The sequence below is a fragment of the Neisseria sp. genome, assembly GCF_030523955.1.
GTDB lineage: Bacteria > Pseudomonadota > Gammaproteobacteria > Burkholderiales > Neisseriaceae > Neisseria.
In genome coordinates, this window is the sequence record NZ_JAUNHL010000060.1 from 1 (window position 1) to 16,789 (window position 16,789).

Genomic DNA, 16,789 nt, shown 5'->3' on the forward strand with positions numbered 1-16,789 from the left:
TGGACGGCAAAGGCCGCATCGCCGCCGAAGGCCGTCTGAAACAGCAAACCGCCAACCCGAAAGTGTTTGCCGGCGGCGACATCACCCGCGGCTCGGATTTGGTGGTGACCGCCATCGCCGAAGGGCGCGATGCGGCGGAGAGCATTATGGAATATTTGGAAGTTTAATTATTTGCTTAGTTTAAATTCCGAACAACCATGCCTGTCTGAAAATCTTTTCAGACAGGCATGGTTTTTGAATAGTTAAACCGCTTGTTTGGAAAATGTTCTTTTGTCATGTCGGGCTTGAACGGGTATCGATAGCGGATTAACTTAACTTCGCTATGGCGTTGCTGCACCTTAGCTCAAAGAGAACGATTTTGTCAGCCGTTAAAGCGGCAACAGAATCGGTTCTGTGCTACTTGTACTGTCTGCGGCTTGCTGCCTTGTATCGAAGTAAATTCAATCCGCTATATTATTTTTTAGAAACAAAAAGATATTCGGGTCAAGCCCGAGTATGACGAAACAGCTATTGAACCATTGCTTTCACGATAAAATGCCTGTCTGAAAAGGTTTTTCAGACAGGCATTTTATTGGCTGGAAACTAATCTGTAATCAGCTGTAAAGTGCCACCATTTTTTCAGCAGCGGCGGTGCATACTTCGATATCGGCCACCAGTGCGATGCGTACATAACCTTGGCCGGGGTTGCCGTGTTTGCCTTCACGCGCCATAAAGCGGCCGGGCAATACTTGGATGGCGGCTTCACGGTAGAGTTTTTGTGCAAAGGCTAAATCATCGCCGTCGGGCACTTTCAGCCACAGATAGAAAGAGGCGTCGGGCAGGCTGACTTCGAATGCGCGGCGCAGAATCGGCACGATTTTATCGAATTTTTCCTGATACAGGCGGCGGTTATGTTCGACGTGAGCCTCGTCGTTCCAAGCGGCGATGCTGGCGCGTTGGATGGGCAGGCTCATCGCGCTGCCGTGGTAGGTGCGGTAGAGCAAAAAGGCTTTGAGCAATTGGGCATCGCCCGCCACGAAACCGGAGCGCAGGCCGGGGGCGTTGGAGCGTTTGGATAGGCTGGTAAACATCACGATGCCGCGGTTGCTGCGACCGGCGCGCTCGGCGGCTTGCAGGCAGCCGATCGGTTTGTTTTCGCCGAAATAGATTTCCGAATAGCATTCGTCGGAAGCGATGATAAAGCCGTACTTATCTTGCAGGGCGAACAATTCATCCCAGTCGGCCTGCTGCATGACGCTGCCGCTGGGGTTGTTGGGCGAACAGACGAACACCAGTTTTACGCGCGGCCACAGTTGGGCGTCGATATCCTGCCAAACGGGCAGGAATTTAGGGGCGGGGCAGTCGGCAAAATGGATTTCGGCGCCGCCCAGCAGCGCCGCGCCTTCGTAAATCTGGTAGAACGGATTGGGGCTGATGACGATGTCTTTATTATCGGCCTGCGGGTTCAAGACCACTTGGGCAAAGGAAAACAGCGCTTCACGGCTGCCCAATACCGGCAGGATTTCGCTTTCCGGATCGAGTTTCAGACCGTCGTAACGGCGCTCCAGCCAGTCGGCGCAGGCTTGATGCAGCTCGGGCAGGCCGGCGGTCATCGGATATTGCGAAAATTCGTTTAATGAAGCGACCAGTGCATCGGTAATCACGGACGGGGTAGGGTGTTTGGGTTCGCCGATGTGAAGCGGCACGGCGGCCATACCTGCCGGCGCTTGGGCGCCCTGCATCGCTTCACGCAAACGGGCGAAGGGGTAGGGTTGCAACTGGTTCATTAAAGAGTTCATGGCAAATGCTCGGGAAGGGTCATCAAGAAGCGGGATTTTAACCTAAATCAGGCCCGGACTAAACCCAAATGGGATTTCAGACAGGCATTTGTAGAGAGACTATGCCTGTCTGAAAAAAACACATTATGCTTTCAGACAGGCATATTGAGTATTATGTTATCCGTTTTTCACACCTTCGGCTCCTCGGCAGACCGAAACCAGGGCTTCGGGTATAATCGGCGGCCTTATTTCAAGGCAAAGGTAATGGTATGAAACGACTTCCTTATTGTTTGATGATGGGTTTGCTGCCTGCTGCGGTTTGGGCGGATGATAATCCTGCGCCCGTTTGTTCGCCTGAGAAAACGGCGGAAGTGCTGGCGGCGGTTACGCCGAATAAGCGCAGCGTCAGGTTGGATTGCTCGCTCACCCTGCCGCCGAATCAGGTGGTGGAAAAAAACGTCGAGCTGATCGGTGAACAGGCCGGCAGGGTGGTGTTGGATTGCCAAGGCAGCCGCTTGGTGCGCCGCGAGGGCGAATCGGATAACTTGAGCATCCGCTCCGAATGGCGTGATAACGGGTGGTCGCGCCCGCACGGCATCACGATACGCAATTGCCGCATTGACGGTGCGTTGCGGATCAGCGGCATGGACGACGAGCGTTGGAAGCAGGCTTCGTTTGTGCGCGACAACACCGCCGCGATACAAAACGCGGCGCCTTATGATATTTTGCTGGAAAATTTGGAGATCAACGGCAGCTCGCGGGTGCCGCTGTATTTGCGCCCGGGGGTGACCGGCGTGACTTTGCGTAATAGTCGTATCGGCGGCTGGTCGCAGGGGCCTGCGGTTTATCTGGATGCGGAAACGGCAAATAATGTGCTGGTTGATAATGTGATTGCGGTCACCACGCCGCGCGAACAATTGGCGGTAGACGGTTCGGCTAAAAACCTGATTGCCGGTAACCGTTTTCCCAACCCTAAAAACGGCGGCATTTATCTTTACCGCAACTGCGGCGAGCGCGGAATGGTCCGTCACCAAACGCCCTCGTACAACCGCATCAGCGGCAATTATTTCGATAATAAAAGCGCCCGCTTTTTCCGGCCGATGATTTGGCTCTCTTCGCGCAACGGCTGGCGCAAATTTTGCCGCGATGATTCCGGGTATGATTTCGGCAGCAGCGCGGATAACAAAGACTATGCCGAATATAACGAGGTAACCGGCAACCGCTTTACCCGTTATCTCGGTTGGTGGACGATACGCGACAGTTCGAAAAACAACCGCGTTCAGGGTAATATCAAAGCGTCGTTTAACTGATTTCCAGCCGGAAATCTTCTTTCACTTCTTCCATGACTACATAGCTGCGGCTTTCGCTGGCGGCGGGCAATTGCAGCAGAATCCGCCCCAGCAGGTCGCGGTAGGCCGACATATCGGGCAGCCGTACTTTAATCAGATAATCGTATTCGCCGGAAATCAGATGGCATTCCATAATTTGCGGAATCAGCAGCGCTTCGCGGCGGAAGTCTTCGAAAATATTGCCGGATTTCGATTGCAACTTGAGTTCGACAAACACCAGCAAACCTTGCCCCAAAGCATGGGGGTTGAGGCGGGCATGATAGCCTTCGATGATGCCTTCGCGCTCCAAGCGCCGTACGCGCTCGGTTACCGGCGTGGTGGAGAGGCCGACCTTGTCGGCCAATTCCGTCATCGGGATACGCGCATTTTGTTGCAGGATGCGCAGGATTTTACGGTCGGTTTTGTCCAGATCTTTCATGTGTTTTCACTTAAAAATTGAAAATTTCTGGAATGATATTATATTTTACCGTTTTAATATAGTGAAAAAAACTATCTGATTTTGAATACACTATATAAATTCACTGTCTGTTTATGAATAGTTAAACGATTTTAATGTTTTCAGACAGGCATAAGCGGTATAAACAAAATTGGCAGCCGCAACCGTTTTGCGGCTGGCTACAAAGAGAAAAGGGCGGGCGTATGAAGGTTATCGTATTGGGAGCGGGCGTTATCGGCGTGAGTACGGCTTGGTTTTTGCGGCAGGCCGGTCATGAAGTGGAAGTGATCGAGCGTGAAGGAGGGGCTGCGCTTCAAACCAGTTTTGCCAACGCAGGCCAGCTCTCTTACGGTTATACCACGCCGTGGGCGGCGCCGGGCATTCCGCAAAAAGCGCTCAAATGGATGACGAAACCGCATTCGCCGCTGATTATCCGCCCCGACGGCTCGCTTTATCAATTGCAATGGCTCTGGCAGATGCTGCAAAACTGTACCGTAAGCAGCTATACGCGCAACAAAGAGCGGATGGTGCGGATTTCAGAATACAGCCGCGAAATGTTCTCCCGTATGGAGCGCGATGTGAATCTACCTTTCGAAGGGCGGCATAAGGGTACCTTGCAGATTTTCCGTCAGCAAAAAGAAGTGGATGCGGCCAAGAAAGATATGGCGGTGTTGGCCGAATACGGCGTGCCGTTTCGCGAATTATCGCCGCAGGAATGCTTGGAATACGAACCGGCGCTGGCCGGTGCGGCGCATAAATTGGCAGGTGCCTTGCATTTACCGAAAGACAGTACCGGCGACTGCCATCTTTTCACCACCCGTTTAGCCGAGTTGTGCCGCGAGGCCGGGGTAAGGTTCCGTTTCAACTGTCACATCGAACGCCTGGAAACGGCCGGTAAAACCGTACGCGCGGTATATGCCGGCGGCGAGCGTTTAGAGGCCGATCATTTTGTGTGCGCACTGGGCAGCTTCAGCCATCCTTTCTTGAAACAATTGGGGCTGAGGGTGCCTGTATATCCGGTAAAAGGTTATTCGCTGACGATTCCGATTGTGAACCCGGCCGCCTCGCCGGTTTCCACCGTGTTGGACGAAACCTATAAGGTGGCGATTACCCGTTTCGACGAGCGCATCCGTATCGGCGGCATGGCCGAGTTGTCGGGCTATCAAATCCGGTTAAATCCGGCGCGGCGCGAAACGCTGGAAATCGTAATCAACGATTTATTTCCTGAAGCCGGCGATTTGTCGCGCTCCACCTTCTGGAGCGGCCTGCGCCCGATGACGCCCGACAGTACGCCGATTATCGGTTACAGCGGGTTTGACAACCTGACGCTCAATACCGGTCACGGTACGCTGGGCTGGACCATGTCTTTGGGTTCGGGTAAGCTGGCGGCCGATATTGCCAGCGGCATTCAGCCGGAAATCCGCGTAGATGATTTGGGCTTGAACCGTTACCGTTAAATTTGTATTGAATCGATTATTTTCAGGAATGCCTGTCTGAAAAATGCCTGTCTGAAAGCAACGGTAAGTGATGAGAGGCTTGCCGTCCAATAATAAGGAGAAAACCGTCGTGCGTCCCTTGCGAGCCGAAATACGCCTGCACCATTTGCGGGAAAATTACCAAACCCTGAAACACCTTCATGGCGGAAAACTGCTGGCGGTGGTGAAAGCCGATGCTTACGGCCACGGTGCCGTGCGCTGCGCCCATGCGCTGGCCGACCTGGCCGACGGTTTTGCCGTGGCCTGCTTGGAGGAAGCCGTTGAATTGCGCAAAAACGGTATTGAAAATCCGATTTTGCTGCTGGAAGGCGTGTTTGAAAACGAAGAGTACCAAGCGGTCGACCAATACCGGTTGTGGCCGGTAGTGGCCAGCCAATGGCAGTTGGAAGGTCTGTTGCAATACGATTGGCAACAGCCGGTGAAAGTATGGCTGAAGATGGATTCGGGCATGCACCGTGCCGGTTTCTTCCCGCACAATTACGCCGCCGCTTTTACTGCCTTGCAGCAAAGCGGCAAAGTCGCCGGGGTGGTGAAAATGAGCCACTTCGCCTGCGCCGATGACGCCGATCGCGGCATGACCGAAATGCAGCTGGAAACGTTTGATCTGGCGGTAGAGGGGTTGGCCGGCGAAGAGAGCCTGGCCAATTCGGCCGCCATGCTGGCTTATCCGCAGGCACGCCGTGATTGGGGGCGCGCCGGCATCGCGCTTTACGGCGCCGATCCCTTTTTGGAAAACGACCCGCGCATCAAACCGGTGATGCGCTTGGTAACGAGTGTGTTCGCAGAACGGGTGTTACAGCCGCACGAGCCGGTGGGCTACGGCGCGGCGTTTTACACCAAACGCTCCACCCGCGTCGGCCTGATTGCCTGCGGTTATGCCGACGGCTATCCGCGTCTTGCCGAAACCGGCACACCGGTAGCGATAAACGGCCACCGCAGCCGTGTTATCGGCAGGGTATCGATGGATATGATGACGGTAGAGCTCAACGGTTCGCACGAAGGCTTGTCGGCTGAGGTAGAATTATGGGGCGACGATGTTAATGTAAACGAAGTTGCGCAAAGCGCCGGCACCATTGCTTACGAAGTATTGTGCAATGTGAAGCGGGCAAAGTTTGTCTATATCGAATAAAACCGTATCCGCCAGAGAAAAACGTTTATGAGCGAAACCGCCACCTTAGCCCTTACCAAACAATTAATCGCCGAAGCTTCGGTAACACCCGAAGATAAAAATTGCCAAGCCATCTTAATCGAGCGTTTGCAGAAAATCGGCTTTGAAATCGAAAAACTGGACTTTAACGACACGCAAAACATCTGGGCGCGCCGCGGTATCAGCGCCCCTTTGTTGTGTTTTGCCGGCCACACCGATGTGGTACCCAGCGGCCCGCAAGAAAAATGGACTTCGCCGCCGTTCGAACCCACCGAGCGCGACGGCAAGCTATATGGCCGCGGTGCAGCCGATATGAAAACCAGTATCGCCGCATTTGTGACCGCATGCGAGCGTTTTATTGCCCTTCATCCCGACCATCCGGGCAGCATCGCCCTATTGATTACTTCCGACGAAGAAGGCGATGCGCACGACGGTACCACCAAAGTGGTGGACGTATTAAAAGCGCGCGGCGAGAACATCGATTATTGCATCGTCGGTGAACCGACCGCCGTCAACCGCTTGGGTGATACCATTAAAAACGGTCGCCGCGGCTCGCTTTCCGGCAATTTAACGGTAAAAGGCAAGCAGGGCCACATCGCTTATCCCCATCTGGCGGTAAATCCCGTACACACCTTCGCACCGGCGCTGGCAGAATTGACGGCCACCGAATGGGATGGCGGCAATGATTATTTTCCTCCCACCGGTTTTCAGATTTCCAATATCCAAGGCGGCACCGGTGCCACTAACGTCATCCCCGGCAGCCTGAATGTTAAATTCAATTTCCGTTTCTCCACCGAATCGACCGACAGCGGCTTGAAACAGCGTGTGCATCAGATTCTCGATAAACACGGTTTGGACTACGATTTGCAATGGTCGCTTTCGGGCCAGCCCTTTCTTACCGAGGCAGGCGAGCTGACCAAAGTCGCGCAGGCGGCGATTGCGCAGGTGTGCGGCGTCGAAGCCGAGCTCTCTACCAGCGGCGGAACTTCCGACGGCCGTTTTATCAAAGCGATTGCCCGCGAGCTGATCGAATTGGGGCCGGTAAACGCCAGCATCCATCAAATAGACGAACACATCGATTTGGCCGCGGTGCCCGAATTGTCGGCGGTTTATCAGGAAATGATGAAGCGTCTGTTGGTTTGATGACACAACATACCCGGAGGAAAACCGGGTATGTTGTTTTATATGCCTGTCTGAAAGCCTGCTGCCGGCAAAACTATCGGGAAAAAAACGATTCGGTTACAATACTCCGTCATCATTTGCGAGAAAATAAAGGATTTTGAATATATGACTACTTCTCTGACCATCGCCATGCGTGCTGCCGACAAGCAGCCTTTGGAATTAATCGGCAAAATGGCCAACCGCCACGGCCTGATTGCGGGCGCCACCGGTACCGGTAAAACCGTTTCATTGCGCAAAATGGCCGAATCTTTCAGTGCGCTGGGCGTACCGGTGTTTTTGGTAGACGTAAAAGGCGATTTGTCGGGCATTTGCAATGCGGGCGACGGCCAGGGCAAAATCGGTGAGCGCATTGCCGAATACAATTTGGGAGCCGACTATCTGAGCGGCTTCCCGGTACGCTTTTGGGATGTTTACGGGGAAACCGGTATTCCGGTTCGGGTGACCGTTTCGCAAATGGGTCCGATGCTGCTGGCACGCCTGATGAACCTGAACGACACCCAAGAAGGACTGCTCAATCTGGTGTTCCGTGTGGCCGACGATAAGGGCTGGCATCTGCTGGATCTGAAAGACTTGCGCGGCATGCTGCAACACGTTTCCGAAAACGCCAAGCAATACCAAACCCAATACGGCAACGTATCCGCCGCCAGCGTCGGCGCCATCCAGCGCCAGCTGTTGGCACTGGAGAGCCAGGGCGCCGACAAATTCTTCGGAGAGCCGGAGCTGAACTTGCAAGACTGGATGCAAAGCGAAGGCGGCAAGGGCGTGATCAATATTTTAAATTCGGAAAAACTGATGCTCTCGCCGATGATTTACAGCGCGTTTTTGCTGTGGTTTCTGGCCGAATTGTTTGAAATGCTGCCCGAAGTCGGCGATTTGGACAAACCGAAATTCGTCATGTTCTTCGACGAAGCGCATTTGCTGTTTGATAACGCACCGGCTGCTTTGGTGAAACAAGTAGAGCAAGTGGTGCGCCTGATCCGCTCCAAAGGCGTGGGCGTATACTTCGTTACCCAAAATCCGCTTGATTTGCCCGATACCATTCTGGGCCAGCTGGGTAACCGTATCCAGCATGCGCTGCGCGCCTTTACGCCGCGTGACCAGAAAGCGGTGAAAGCGGCGGCGGAAACCTTCCGCAGCAATCCCGATCTGGATGTGGCCGAGGTGATCATGGAATTGGGCGTCGGCGAGGCGCTGGTGTCTTTCTTGGATGAAAAAGGTATGCCGGGCGTGGTGGAACGTTCTTTTGTGTTACCGCCGCAGTCCAGCCTTACCCCTTTGAGCAAAGAAGAGCGCGACAGCCGTTTCCAACAAGATGCGCTGTATCCGCACTACAAAGACATGGTAGATAATTATTCAGCATACGAAGCCTTGCAAGAGTTGGGTGCGCAAAACGCCGAAGCCGCCCAACAGGCAGCCCAAGCGGCTGAAAGTGAAAAGGCGGAAAAAGCCGCCGCCAAGCAGCAAGCCAAGGAAGCGGACAAACCGGGCGTAGTCGACGGCTTGCTCGGCGGCCTGTTCGGCGGTCGGAAAAAAGCCAATCAAGGGATTGCCTATGATTTGGCCGACAGCGTCGGCAGCCAGATTAACCGCCAAGTCACCAACGCCATTTCGCGCAGCGTGATGGGCGTGATTAAAAACATGTTGAAATAAAATCGGTTTACGCAACCTTATGCCTGTCTGAAAAACCTGTTGCTTGTTTTCAGACAGGCATTTTTACGCTTGCCGCCGGCTTAAAGGCGTAGGCGGATTATGTTATAGTGACTGCGATATTTCTTAAGATTCAATAGAACAACCACTGATCAGAATGCAGTTTATGCAAAAACAACAACCCAAAATCATTTTTTTTGATATCGACGATACGCTTTATATCAAAGACGAGCGGCGAATTGCAGAGAGTACCCGCAACGCTTTGCAGGCGCTTAAAGAGCAGGGAATTATCACCGCGATTGCCACCGGCCGCGGGCCTTCGGTATTGCCTGAAGCAATTAAGCAACTGATGGCCGAAACCGGCATGGAATTGCTGGTGTCGATTAACGGCCAGTTTGTCCGCTATCGCGGCGAAGCTTTGGCGACTTTTCCGCTGGCAAGCAGCGATATTGCCGAAACCGGCAAACAGATGGCGGCGCTGGGCATAGCCTATGCTTGCGTTACCGAGCATGAGGTATACGTTTCCTATGAAACCGAAGCCTTGGTATCGGCGTTGAGCCGATTAGGCGTTGCTTACCGCATCGGATTACCCGAAGCAAACGAACCGGTGTACCAGATGCTGGCGTTTTACCCGCAAAGCCAGGATAACGTTGTGGAAACAGTACTGCCCGCTTCCCTAAAAACCGTACGCTGGCACGAGCAGGGCGTTGACTTTCTGGCCGCCGAGGGCTCGAAAGCGCGCGGCATTCAGGCTGCTTTGGATAAACTCGGTTTGACCATGCAAGATGCGATGGCTTTCGGCGACGGCCTGAACGATAAGGAGATGATGCAGGCGGTCGGTTTCGGCGTGGTGATGGATAACGGGCATCCCGAATTGAAAGCGCTGGCCGATTACATTTGCCCGGCGGTTACCGAAGACGGGATTTATCGGGGATTGCAGGCGCTGGGGGTTATCGAAGCCGCCAGCTGATGTTACTATGCCTGTCTGAAAATAAGAGAAGCAAATACATCCGTTGTTTGCTTCTCTTTATATTCAGGGTAAAGCAAAATAAAGCCAAATCAACCATATGTCAAAATCACGTTTGCGTGACCGTTTATCGTGGTAAACAGCAGTATGGCGGGCGGTAATGGCATATGAGGCGTGCTGTATTAGAATTTCAAAAGAAAGAGACCTTTTGCTGAATGTTTTGCGAAAGGTCTCCGATTTTGTCTGTTTTAGCAAAAGAAATTCATATGGTATTTTTAACCGTTGGTTTGATGATCCAACCGCTTACTTATATTTTCGCCCGCTTCTGGTTGTGGATGCTGAACTTGCAAAAAGGCACGGTCGGCTATCGTAAAGGAATGTGGGCGGTATTTTTGTTCAGCAACGGCATGTTCTTGTCGTGGTATATCCTGATTCGTTTTTGGTCGCCGATATTGAAAGTCGCCATAGGCTGGAGCGTGGTGTTGCTGTTTACCTTGTTTTGCGCACTATCTATCGCGGCTGTGTATTTTATTTTGAAAAAAGTCGCGCCGAACAGCCAACCCCAAACAATGTTGCGGGTATTGGGCGGCAGTCTGTTTGCTGGCTTATTCGGTATCTCTATCTATAATGCTTATACGCCGGTGGTGCGCCATCTGGAAATCACCTTGGACCGCCCGATGGCCAAACCGGTACGTATCGGCATGGTCAGTGATTTGCACATCGGCCGCCTGTTAGGTTCGCGCCAGCTGGAAAAATTGGCCGATATGATGAACCGCGAAAAGGTCGACATTATTCTGATGCCCGGCGATATCATGGATGATGATGTGGAAGCTTACCGCGCCGAAAATATGCAGCCGGCGCTGATGAAGTTGAAAGCGCCTCTGGGCGTGTATGCGACCATGGGCAATCATGATTTGTTACGCGGAGCGGAACGGGAAATCAATGAAGAATTAACCCGTGCAGGCATACAGGTGATGAATGATGAAGTATTGGAAGTGGATAACGGCAATTTTTGGCTGGTCGGCCGGCCGGATAATTTGGCCAAAGGCCGGATGCCGACTAACGAGTTATTATTGAAAACCGATGGCAAAAAACCGGTATTCTTGATGGATCACCGCCCGAGCGATATTGAAGCACATTCCAAACTGCCGATTGATTTGCAGGTATCCGGCCATGTACACAAAGGCCAAATTTTCCCGGCCAATCTGTTGGCCGAATATGTGAACCGCCGTGCTTATGGTTATGAAAAAATCGGCTTCGGGCATTATGTGGTGACTTCCGGTTACGGTTTTTGGGGCGTACCGCTGCGGTTAGGCTCGCAGGCCGAGGTGTGGGTGATTGATGTGAAGGGCAAGTCTGGCTCTTAGGCTTTTATTTTATTGTTTAAAAAAACAACCTTGCTGCCTAATTCTTAATGATGGTTTAAAACTCAATGCCTGTCTGAAATATATTTTTCAGACAGGCATTGGGTTTTCAGCGTAACAGATTTAGCTTAATCAGGCACCGTAAACCGGGTTTTTATCGCACAAGGCTTTGGCAGCGGCTGCGACACGCTCCAATGTTGCTTGGTCTTCCGGATTTTCCAGTACATCGGCTACCAGATTGGCCAACTCGCGGGCATCGGCTTCGTTAAAGCCACGTGAAGTGATGGCTGCGGTACCGACGCGAATACCGGAGGTAACAAACGGTTTTTCCGGATCGTTCGGAATGGCATTTTTGTTGATGGTGATGTGCGCTTTGCCCAAAGCTTCTTCGGCGGCTTTGCCGGTGATGTTTTTCGCGCGCAGATCCACCAAGAAAACGTGGCTTTCGGTGCGGCCGGAAATAATGCGCAGGCCGCGTTTCACCAGCTCTTCAGCCATGGCGGCGGCATTGATTTTCACCTGTTTGGCGTATTCTTTGAATTCAGGCTCGAGCGCTTCTTTGAACGCCACGGCTTTGGCCGCAATCACGTGCATCAGCGGGCCGCCTTGCAGGCTGGGGAAAATCGTTGAATTCAGCACTTTTTCATGGGTGTTGTCACGGCACAAAATCACGCCGCCGCGCGGGCCGCGCAGGGTTTTATGGGTAGTAGTGGTCACAAAATCGGCAAAAGGCACGGGATTAGGATATTCGCCGGCAGCTACCAAGCCTGCGTAGTGTGCCATGTCCACGAACAAGTATGCGCCCACTTTATCGGCGATTTCGCGGAACTTCGCCCAATCGATTTCCAGCGCGTAGGCAGATGCACCGGCTACGATCATTTTCGGTTTGTGTTCCAATGCCAGGCGTTCTACTTCGGCGTAATCGAGCACTTCGTTTTCATCCAAACCATAAGCAACGGCGTTATACAGTTTGCCGGAGATGTTCACGCTCGCGCCGTGGGTGAGGTGGCCGCCGTGTGCCAGGCTCATGCCCAGAATGGTGTCGCCGGGTTTCAATACCGAAGCGTAAACGGCTTGGTTGGCTTGCGAGCCGGAGTGGGGCTGAACGTTGGCATATTCTGCGCCGAACAGTTTTTTCACGCGGTCGATTGCCAACTGCTCGACGATATCGACATATTCGCAACCGCCGTAATAACGTTTGCCCGGATAACCTTCGGCGTATTTGTTGGTTAATTGGCTGCCCTGTGCTTCCATTACCGCGCAGCTAACATAATTTTCGGAGGCAATCAGCTCGATGTGGTCTTGCTGGCGACCGACTTCTTGGGCAATGGCGGCGGCTACTTCGGGATCGTATTGTTCGATGGTCACGCTTTTAGAAAACATGAAATGCTCCTTGTATGGGAAAAGGGATAAAGGCGCTATATTGTAGCGGAAATTTAAAGTATGCCCTATGTCTGTCTGAAAAAAAACAGCCGGATGAAGCATGATTTTTCAGACAGGCATCAAACGACGGAATACGCGAGTATGCCTGTCTGAAAATAATGGTTAGAAATGTGATTTTTGCTGTTGTACGAAATGGCGCAGTGCACTTTCAAAGTCAGGGAAAAGCGGATAATCGTCGCCGTACATCATCAGATTGAACGGTAGGGCGAAGTCTTCGATTTCGGTGTAGGCGTAACGTTTGTCGGCAGCGGCGGCATGGAAGTTAAAATCACGATAGCGTTCGGTTTGCTCGCTCATGTTGTCGCTGTAGGTAAGTACCGGTTTGCCCAACGCGCGGGCAAAACCGCATTCGTAAGCCGTGCCGCAATCCGGCTCGTTGCCGCGAAAAGGCGACAGATTGGCGATCACCGCATCGCAACGGCGGATCATGGCCTCATTGGCCAGACGTATGGCAAGTGCGGTTTTGCGTTTGCTGTTTGTATCGTGATCGGTTGGGAAATCGATTTCGTTGTCGATGGGAATCAGCAAGCGGCATTCCATGTCGGTATCGCAGAGTGTGGCGGCCAGTTGCCGCATGTTATCAAAAACCGCTGTGCGCATCGTTTTCGGTAGAAAGACATCGCCGCCGGCGCAGTAAACGTAAACGGTGCGGCTCATGGTGATAATCGTTCTTTAATCCAGTCGCCGTTGTCATCCAGCCAGTAGCGGATACGGTCGTGCAGGCGGCTGGGGCGACCCTGCCAAAATTCCAAACAGTCGGGTATCACCAGATAACCGCCCCAGTGCGGCGGACGGGGGACATGCAGCGGATGCTTCAAACCGATTACGGCGGCGCGTTTCACTAAAACCGCTTGGTTTTCGATGACTTCGCTCTGTTCGCTTGCCCAAGCGCCAATGCGGCTGGTGTAGGGGCGCGATTCGAAATATTCGTCGGATGCAGCTTCATCCAGTTTTTCCACCCTGCCTTCGATACGCACCTGACGTTCCAGCTCCGGCCAAAAAAAGGTAAGTGCGGCATAAGGATGGGCAGCCAGTGCGCGGCCTTTGCGGCTGTGATAATTGGTGAAAAAGACAAAGCCTTGCGGGTTAACTTCTTTGAGCAGCACCATGCGGCTGCTTGGCCGGCCGTTTGCATCGACGGTGGCGACATTTACCGCAGTCGGCTCGTTAACTTGAGAACGGATGGCTTCGTTCAGCCATTTTTCAAATTGCGGAATAGGATGGGCATCGCACTCTTTTTCCGAGAGTGCCTGTTTGCTGTAATCTTCGCGGATATCGTGCAAATCCATGATGTTATCCAATTAGCTAGGCCTGCAGTCTACAATGCTGAAAAGTTTCAGACAGGCATTGCAGGTAAAGATGCCTGTCTGAAATGATTCGATTCAGGTGATAAAAAGAGTTTATTCTTTTCTTTTTATCGTGAACCATGATTTAAATCAGATTCTTTCACCGTCCATTCGCCTCCTGCATTCTGACGGCGTAACGAATACAGTTTGTCGTTAGACCATAGCTCTACCGAAGTAATCAAGCCGGAAGCCGGATCGCCGGTTAGCGAAACGGTACCATAGGCCTGATGTGGTTTGCTGTTAATATCAATATTGAAAAAAGCAGGGCTGGCTGCGCCGTTGGTGGTAATAACAAACGGCAATTGATTGTTTTGCAACATAGCGATTTGTGCAGACGATTGGTTTTCGCCTGAAAGTTTGAAAGACCAGTTATCGTTAGACCAAGACTTAAACGGTACTGACGGCGAGTCGGGAGCATCATAGAGCGGCTCTTCGCTGTGAGAGGGCGCGTACATAAAACGACCGCCGGCGAAGCCCAAAATACCTCCGAGTAATAAAGCGAGTACGATAGCTGGAATCACCGGATGAGTGGTTTTGTTGTCCGTAACATCGTTATTATTGTCCATGATCACCTGCCAAAAGAAAAAGAGGGGTTATGCTTTAAAAGAATATTTATAACACAAATGGAAAATATTTTCTTCAGTTAGTATGCTCAAGAGTAAGTTGGTTCTCTTAGAGTTTTCTTCAATTTATTGAAAAATAAATAAATTAATATATCAGTATAAGTTATTAAGAGTGGTTGAAAACAATATAAATATAGATTCCGTCCGATAAGGGCGTAAAGAATCTAAAAAATACGAACGGTTGCCTGTCTGAAAAAAGCCAAGAGAATATTCATTTGGCAAGTTAATCTAAGATGAAGGGTAAGCAACAGCCAAAGAGGGTTTAATTAGCGGTTTGCCGTTTTTCTCAAGTCTTGTTTCAGTTATAATAAAGCGCTTTTTACACACCTCATCAATCTTTCTTTTTTATGCAGCAATTGACCGCAATCGGCCTGAATCATCAAACAGCGCCGCTGAGCATACGTGAAAAAATCGCGTTTGCTGCAGCTGTGCTGCCCGAAGCTGTGCGGGATTTGGTGGATAGCGATGCCGCCAGTGAAGCTGTTATCCTGTCTACCTGCAACCGCACCGAGCTTTATTGCGTGGGGGACGGTGAAGCCGTTATCCGCTGGTTGGCCAATTATCAGGGGCTGAAAGAAGAGGAAATCCGCCCTTATCTCTACACTTTGGGATGCAGCGATACCATACGCCATGCTTTCCGCGTAGCTTGCGGTTTAGACAGCATGGTATTGGGTGAACCGCAGATTCTTGGCCAGATTAAAGATGCTTTGCGAGTGGCGCAGGAGCAGGAAACGGTCGATACTTGGTTAAATGCTCTGTTCCAAAAAACTTTTTCGGTGGCCAAAGATGTACGCAGCGGCACTGCCGTGGGCGAACAATCCGTTTCCATGGCAGCCGCATCGGTGAAAATGGCCGAACAGATTTTCCCAGCTGTGGCTGATCTGAACGTATTGTTTATCGGAGCCGGCGAGATGATTGAATTGGTTGCCACTTATTTTGCCGCCAAACAGCCGCGTAAAATCACGGTAGCCAACCGCACATTGGCTCGTGCTGAAGAATTATGTGAAAAATTAGCTTCGCCAGCTGAAGCGCGTTTGCTGAGCGAATTGCCGGATTTGCTTTCGCAATATGATGTGGTGGTGTCTTCTACTGCCAGCCAGTTGCCTATAGTGGGTAAAGGCATGGTTGAACGCGCATTGAAACAGCGCCACTATCTGCCGATGTTTATGCTGGATTTGGCAGTGCCGCGCGATATTGAGCCGCAAGTAGGGGAATTAAACGACGTTTACCTCTATACCGTCGACGATATGATGGGTATCGTACAAACCGGTCAAGAAGCACGTCGACAGGCTGCTGCCGAAGCTGAGGCGATGGTAGATGAAAAAGTAGCGGAATTTGTAGATTGGCAACGCAGCCGTCAAAGCGTTCCATTAATCCGAGCATTGCGTGATGATGGAGAGCGTGCACGGCGCCATGTACTGGCGAATGCCATGAAGCAATTGGCCAAAGGTACGCCGCCGCAAGAAGTATTGGAAAGATTATCCGTACAACTTACCAATAAACTGCTGCATTCACCTACTTCAACTTTATCTAAAGCCAGTGCCAAAGACAGTGAATTGGTAGATGCGGTGGCTAAGATCTATCATCTCAAACATCCGGAATAATATAGTAGCTTAAATTTAAAATAGAATAAGGTGACGAAGCTATAGACAGTACAAGGTCAGGCAGTACGCAACAAGATGAGGCTACTGTACTATTAAATTTAATAAGTTTGATAAGCTACTATATTAGTGTTTGAAACCCCATAGCAAAAGGCTTTCCAGTGTATACGGCAAAGCCTTTTATTTGGTTAGAGAGCCGATATTTTTGTTGCTATTTCATTGTTACCCAAAGAAATGCCTGTCTGAAAAGCTTAGGAAAAATATAGTCGATTCAAATAAAATTTCCGGTAGAGCACGGACGTTTTCGTCCGCTTTTTATGTATGATTCTGGATATTTTGCGGACGGGGACGTCCGCGCTCCAATCTCGGAGTTTTATTTTATAGTCAATTAAAATAAGAGCTCCGTAGTAATGCAGTCATAAAATCTCCCA

Annotated in this window: 14 protein-coding genes and 1 pseudogene; 9 read left to right on the forward strand and 6 right to left on the reverse strand. The window is 51.4% G+C overall.

Features of this window, described 5'->3' with window-relative positions:
- Positions 1–167: pseudogene (locus Q4C79_RS11045) on the forward strand (glutamate synthase small subunit); the annotation flags it as partial.
- Positions 168–593: 426 nt separating this feature from the next.
- Here Q4C79_RS11045 and dapC read toward each other — a convergent pair.
- Complete coding sequence (dapC, locus tag Q4C79_RS11050; RefSeq protein ID WP_303091076.1) at positions 594–1,778, reverse strand: succinyldiaminopimelate transaminase; 1,185 nt, start codon at positions 1,776–1,778, stop codon at positions 594–596.
- 248 nt (positions 1,779–2,026) lie between these two features.
- Between dapC and Q4C79_RS11055 the strand changes: the two genes are divergently transcribed.
- The gene (locus tag Q4C79_RS11055; protein WP_303091077.1) at positions 2,027–3,067 is read left to right on the forward strand and encodes a hypothetical protein; all 1,041 of its coding nucleotides are present in this window, start codon (positions 2,027–2,029) and stop codon (positions 3,065–3,067) included.
- On the opposite strand, the gene Q4C79_RS11060 is transcribed toward Q4C79_RS11055, so the two are convergent.
- Positions 3,060–3,524 (reverse strand): winged helix-turn-helix transcriptional regulator, encoded by a 465-nt coding sequence (locus Q4C79_RS11060; RefSeq protein WP_303091078.1) that lies wholly within the window; start codon positions 3,522–3,524, stop codon positions 3,060–3,062. The genes Q4C79_RS11055 and Q4C79_RS11060 overlap by 8 nt on opposite strands.
- Before the next feature lie 221 nt (positions 3,525–3,745).
- Between Q4C79_RS11060 and Q4C79_RS11065 the strand changes: the two genes are divergently transcribed.
- The 6 genes from Q4C79_RS11065 (at position 3,746) to Q4C79_RS11090 (ending at position 11,348) form a co-directional block, all read left to right on the forward strand.
- Positions 3,746–4,999 (forward strand): D-amino acid dehydrogenase, encoded by a 1,254-nt coding sequence (locus Q4C79_RS11065; protein ID WP_303091079.1) that lies wholly within the window; start codon positions 3,746–3,748, stop codon positions 4,997–4,999.
- Positions 5,000–5,108: 109 nt separating this feature from the next.
- Entirely contained in the window at positions 5,109–6,167 is a 1,059-nt protein-coding gene (alr, locus tag Q4C79_RS11070) for an alanine racemase (protein WP_303091080.1), read from the forward strand.
- A gap of 27 nt (positions 6,168–6,194) precedes the next feature.
- Positions 6,195–7,328: a succinyl-diaminopimelate desuccinylase gene (gene dapE / locus Q4C79_RS11075; RefSeq protein ID WP_303091081.1), complete on the forward strand. Its 1,134-nt coding sequence runs from the start codon at positions 6,195–6,197 to the stop codon at positions 7,326–7,328.
- Positions 7,329–7,472: 144 nt separating this feature from the next.
- A complete protein-coding gene (locus tag Q4C79_RS11080) occupies positions 7,473–9,017 on the forward strand; it encodes a helicase HerA-like domain-containing protein (protein WP_303091082.1) in 1,545 nt (514 codons plus the stop codon).
- 163 nt (positions 9,018–9,180) lie between these two features.
- Positions 9,181–9,984: a Cof-type HAD-IIB family hydrolase gene (locus Q4C79_RS11085; RefSeq protein ID WP_303091083.1), complete on the forward strand. Its 804-nt coding sequence runs from the start codon at positions 9,181–9,183 to the stop codon at positions 9,982–9,984.
- Positions 9,985–10,247: 263 nt separating this feature from the next.
- On the forward strand, positions 10,248–11,348 hold the full coding sequence (locus tag Q4C79_RS11090) for a metallophosphoesterase (protein ID WP_303091084.1): 1,101 nt from the start codon (positions 10,248–10,250) through the stop codon (positions 11,346–11,348).
- Positions 11,349–11,477: 129 nt separating this feature from the next.
- On the opposite strand, the gene glyA is transcribed toward Q4C79_RS11090, so the two are convergent.
- The 4 genes from glyA to Q4C79_RS11110 all read right to left on the reverse strand — a co-directional run bounded on the left by glyA (position 11,478) and on the right by Q4C79_RS11110 (position 14,700).
- Positions 11,478–12,728, reverse strand: coding sequence for a serine hydroxymethyltransferase (glyA, locus tag Q4C79_RS11095; protein ID WP_303091085.1), 1,251 nt, complete (start codon positions 12,726–12,728; stop codon positions 11,478–11,480).
- Between the two features lie 162 nt (positions 12,729–12,890).
- Positions 12,891–13,445 carry a nucleoside 2-deoxyribosyltransferase gene (locus tag Q4C79_RS11100; protein WP_303091086.1) on the reverse strand — a complete coding sequence of 185 codons (555 nt, stop codon included), beginning with the start codon at positions 13,443–13,445 and terminating at the stop codon, positions 12,891–12,893.
- Positions 13,442–14,077 (reverse strand): pyridoxamine 5'-phosphate oxidase, encoded by a 636-nt coding sequence (gene pdxH / locus Q4C79_RS11105; protein WP_303091087.1) that lies wholly within the window; start codon positions 14,075–14,077, stop codon positions 13,442–13,444. The genes Q4C79_RS11100 and pdxH overlap by 4 nt, the downstream gene beginning before the upstream one ends.
- A 125-nt stretch (positions 14,078–14,202) precedes the next feature.
- The gene (locus Q4C79_RS11110; RefSeq protein WP_303091088.1) at positions 14,203–14,700 is read right to left on the reverse strand and encodes a hypothetical protein; all 498 of its coding nucleotides are present in this window, start codon (positions 14,698–14,700) and stop codon (positions 14,203–14,205) included.
- Positions 14,701–15,104: 404 nt separating this feature from the next.
- Between Q4C79_RS11110 and hemA the strand changes: the two genes are divergently transcribed.
- Positions 15,105–16,361, forward strand: a complete 1,257-nt coding sequence (gene hemA / locus Q4C79_RS11115) for a glutamyl-tRNA reductase (RefSeq protein WP_303091089.1) — start codon at positions 15,105–15,107, stop codon at positions 16,359–16,361.
- Positions 16,362–16,789 lie beyond the last annotated feature (428 nt).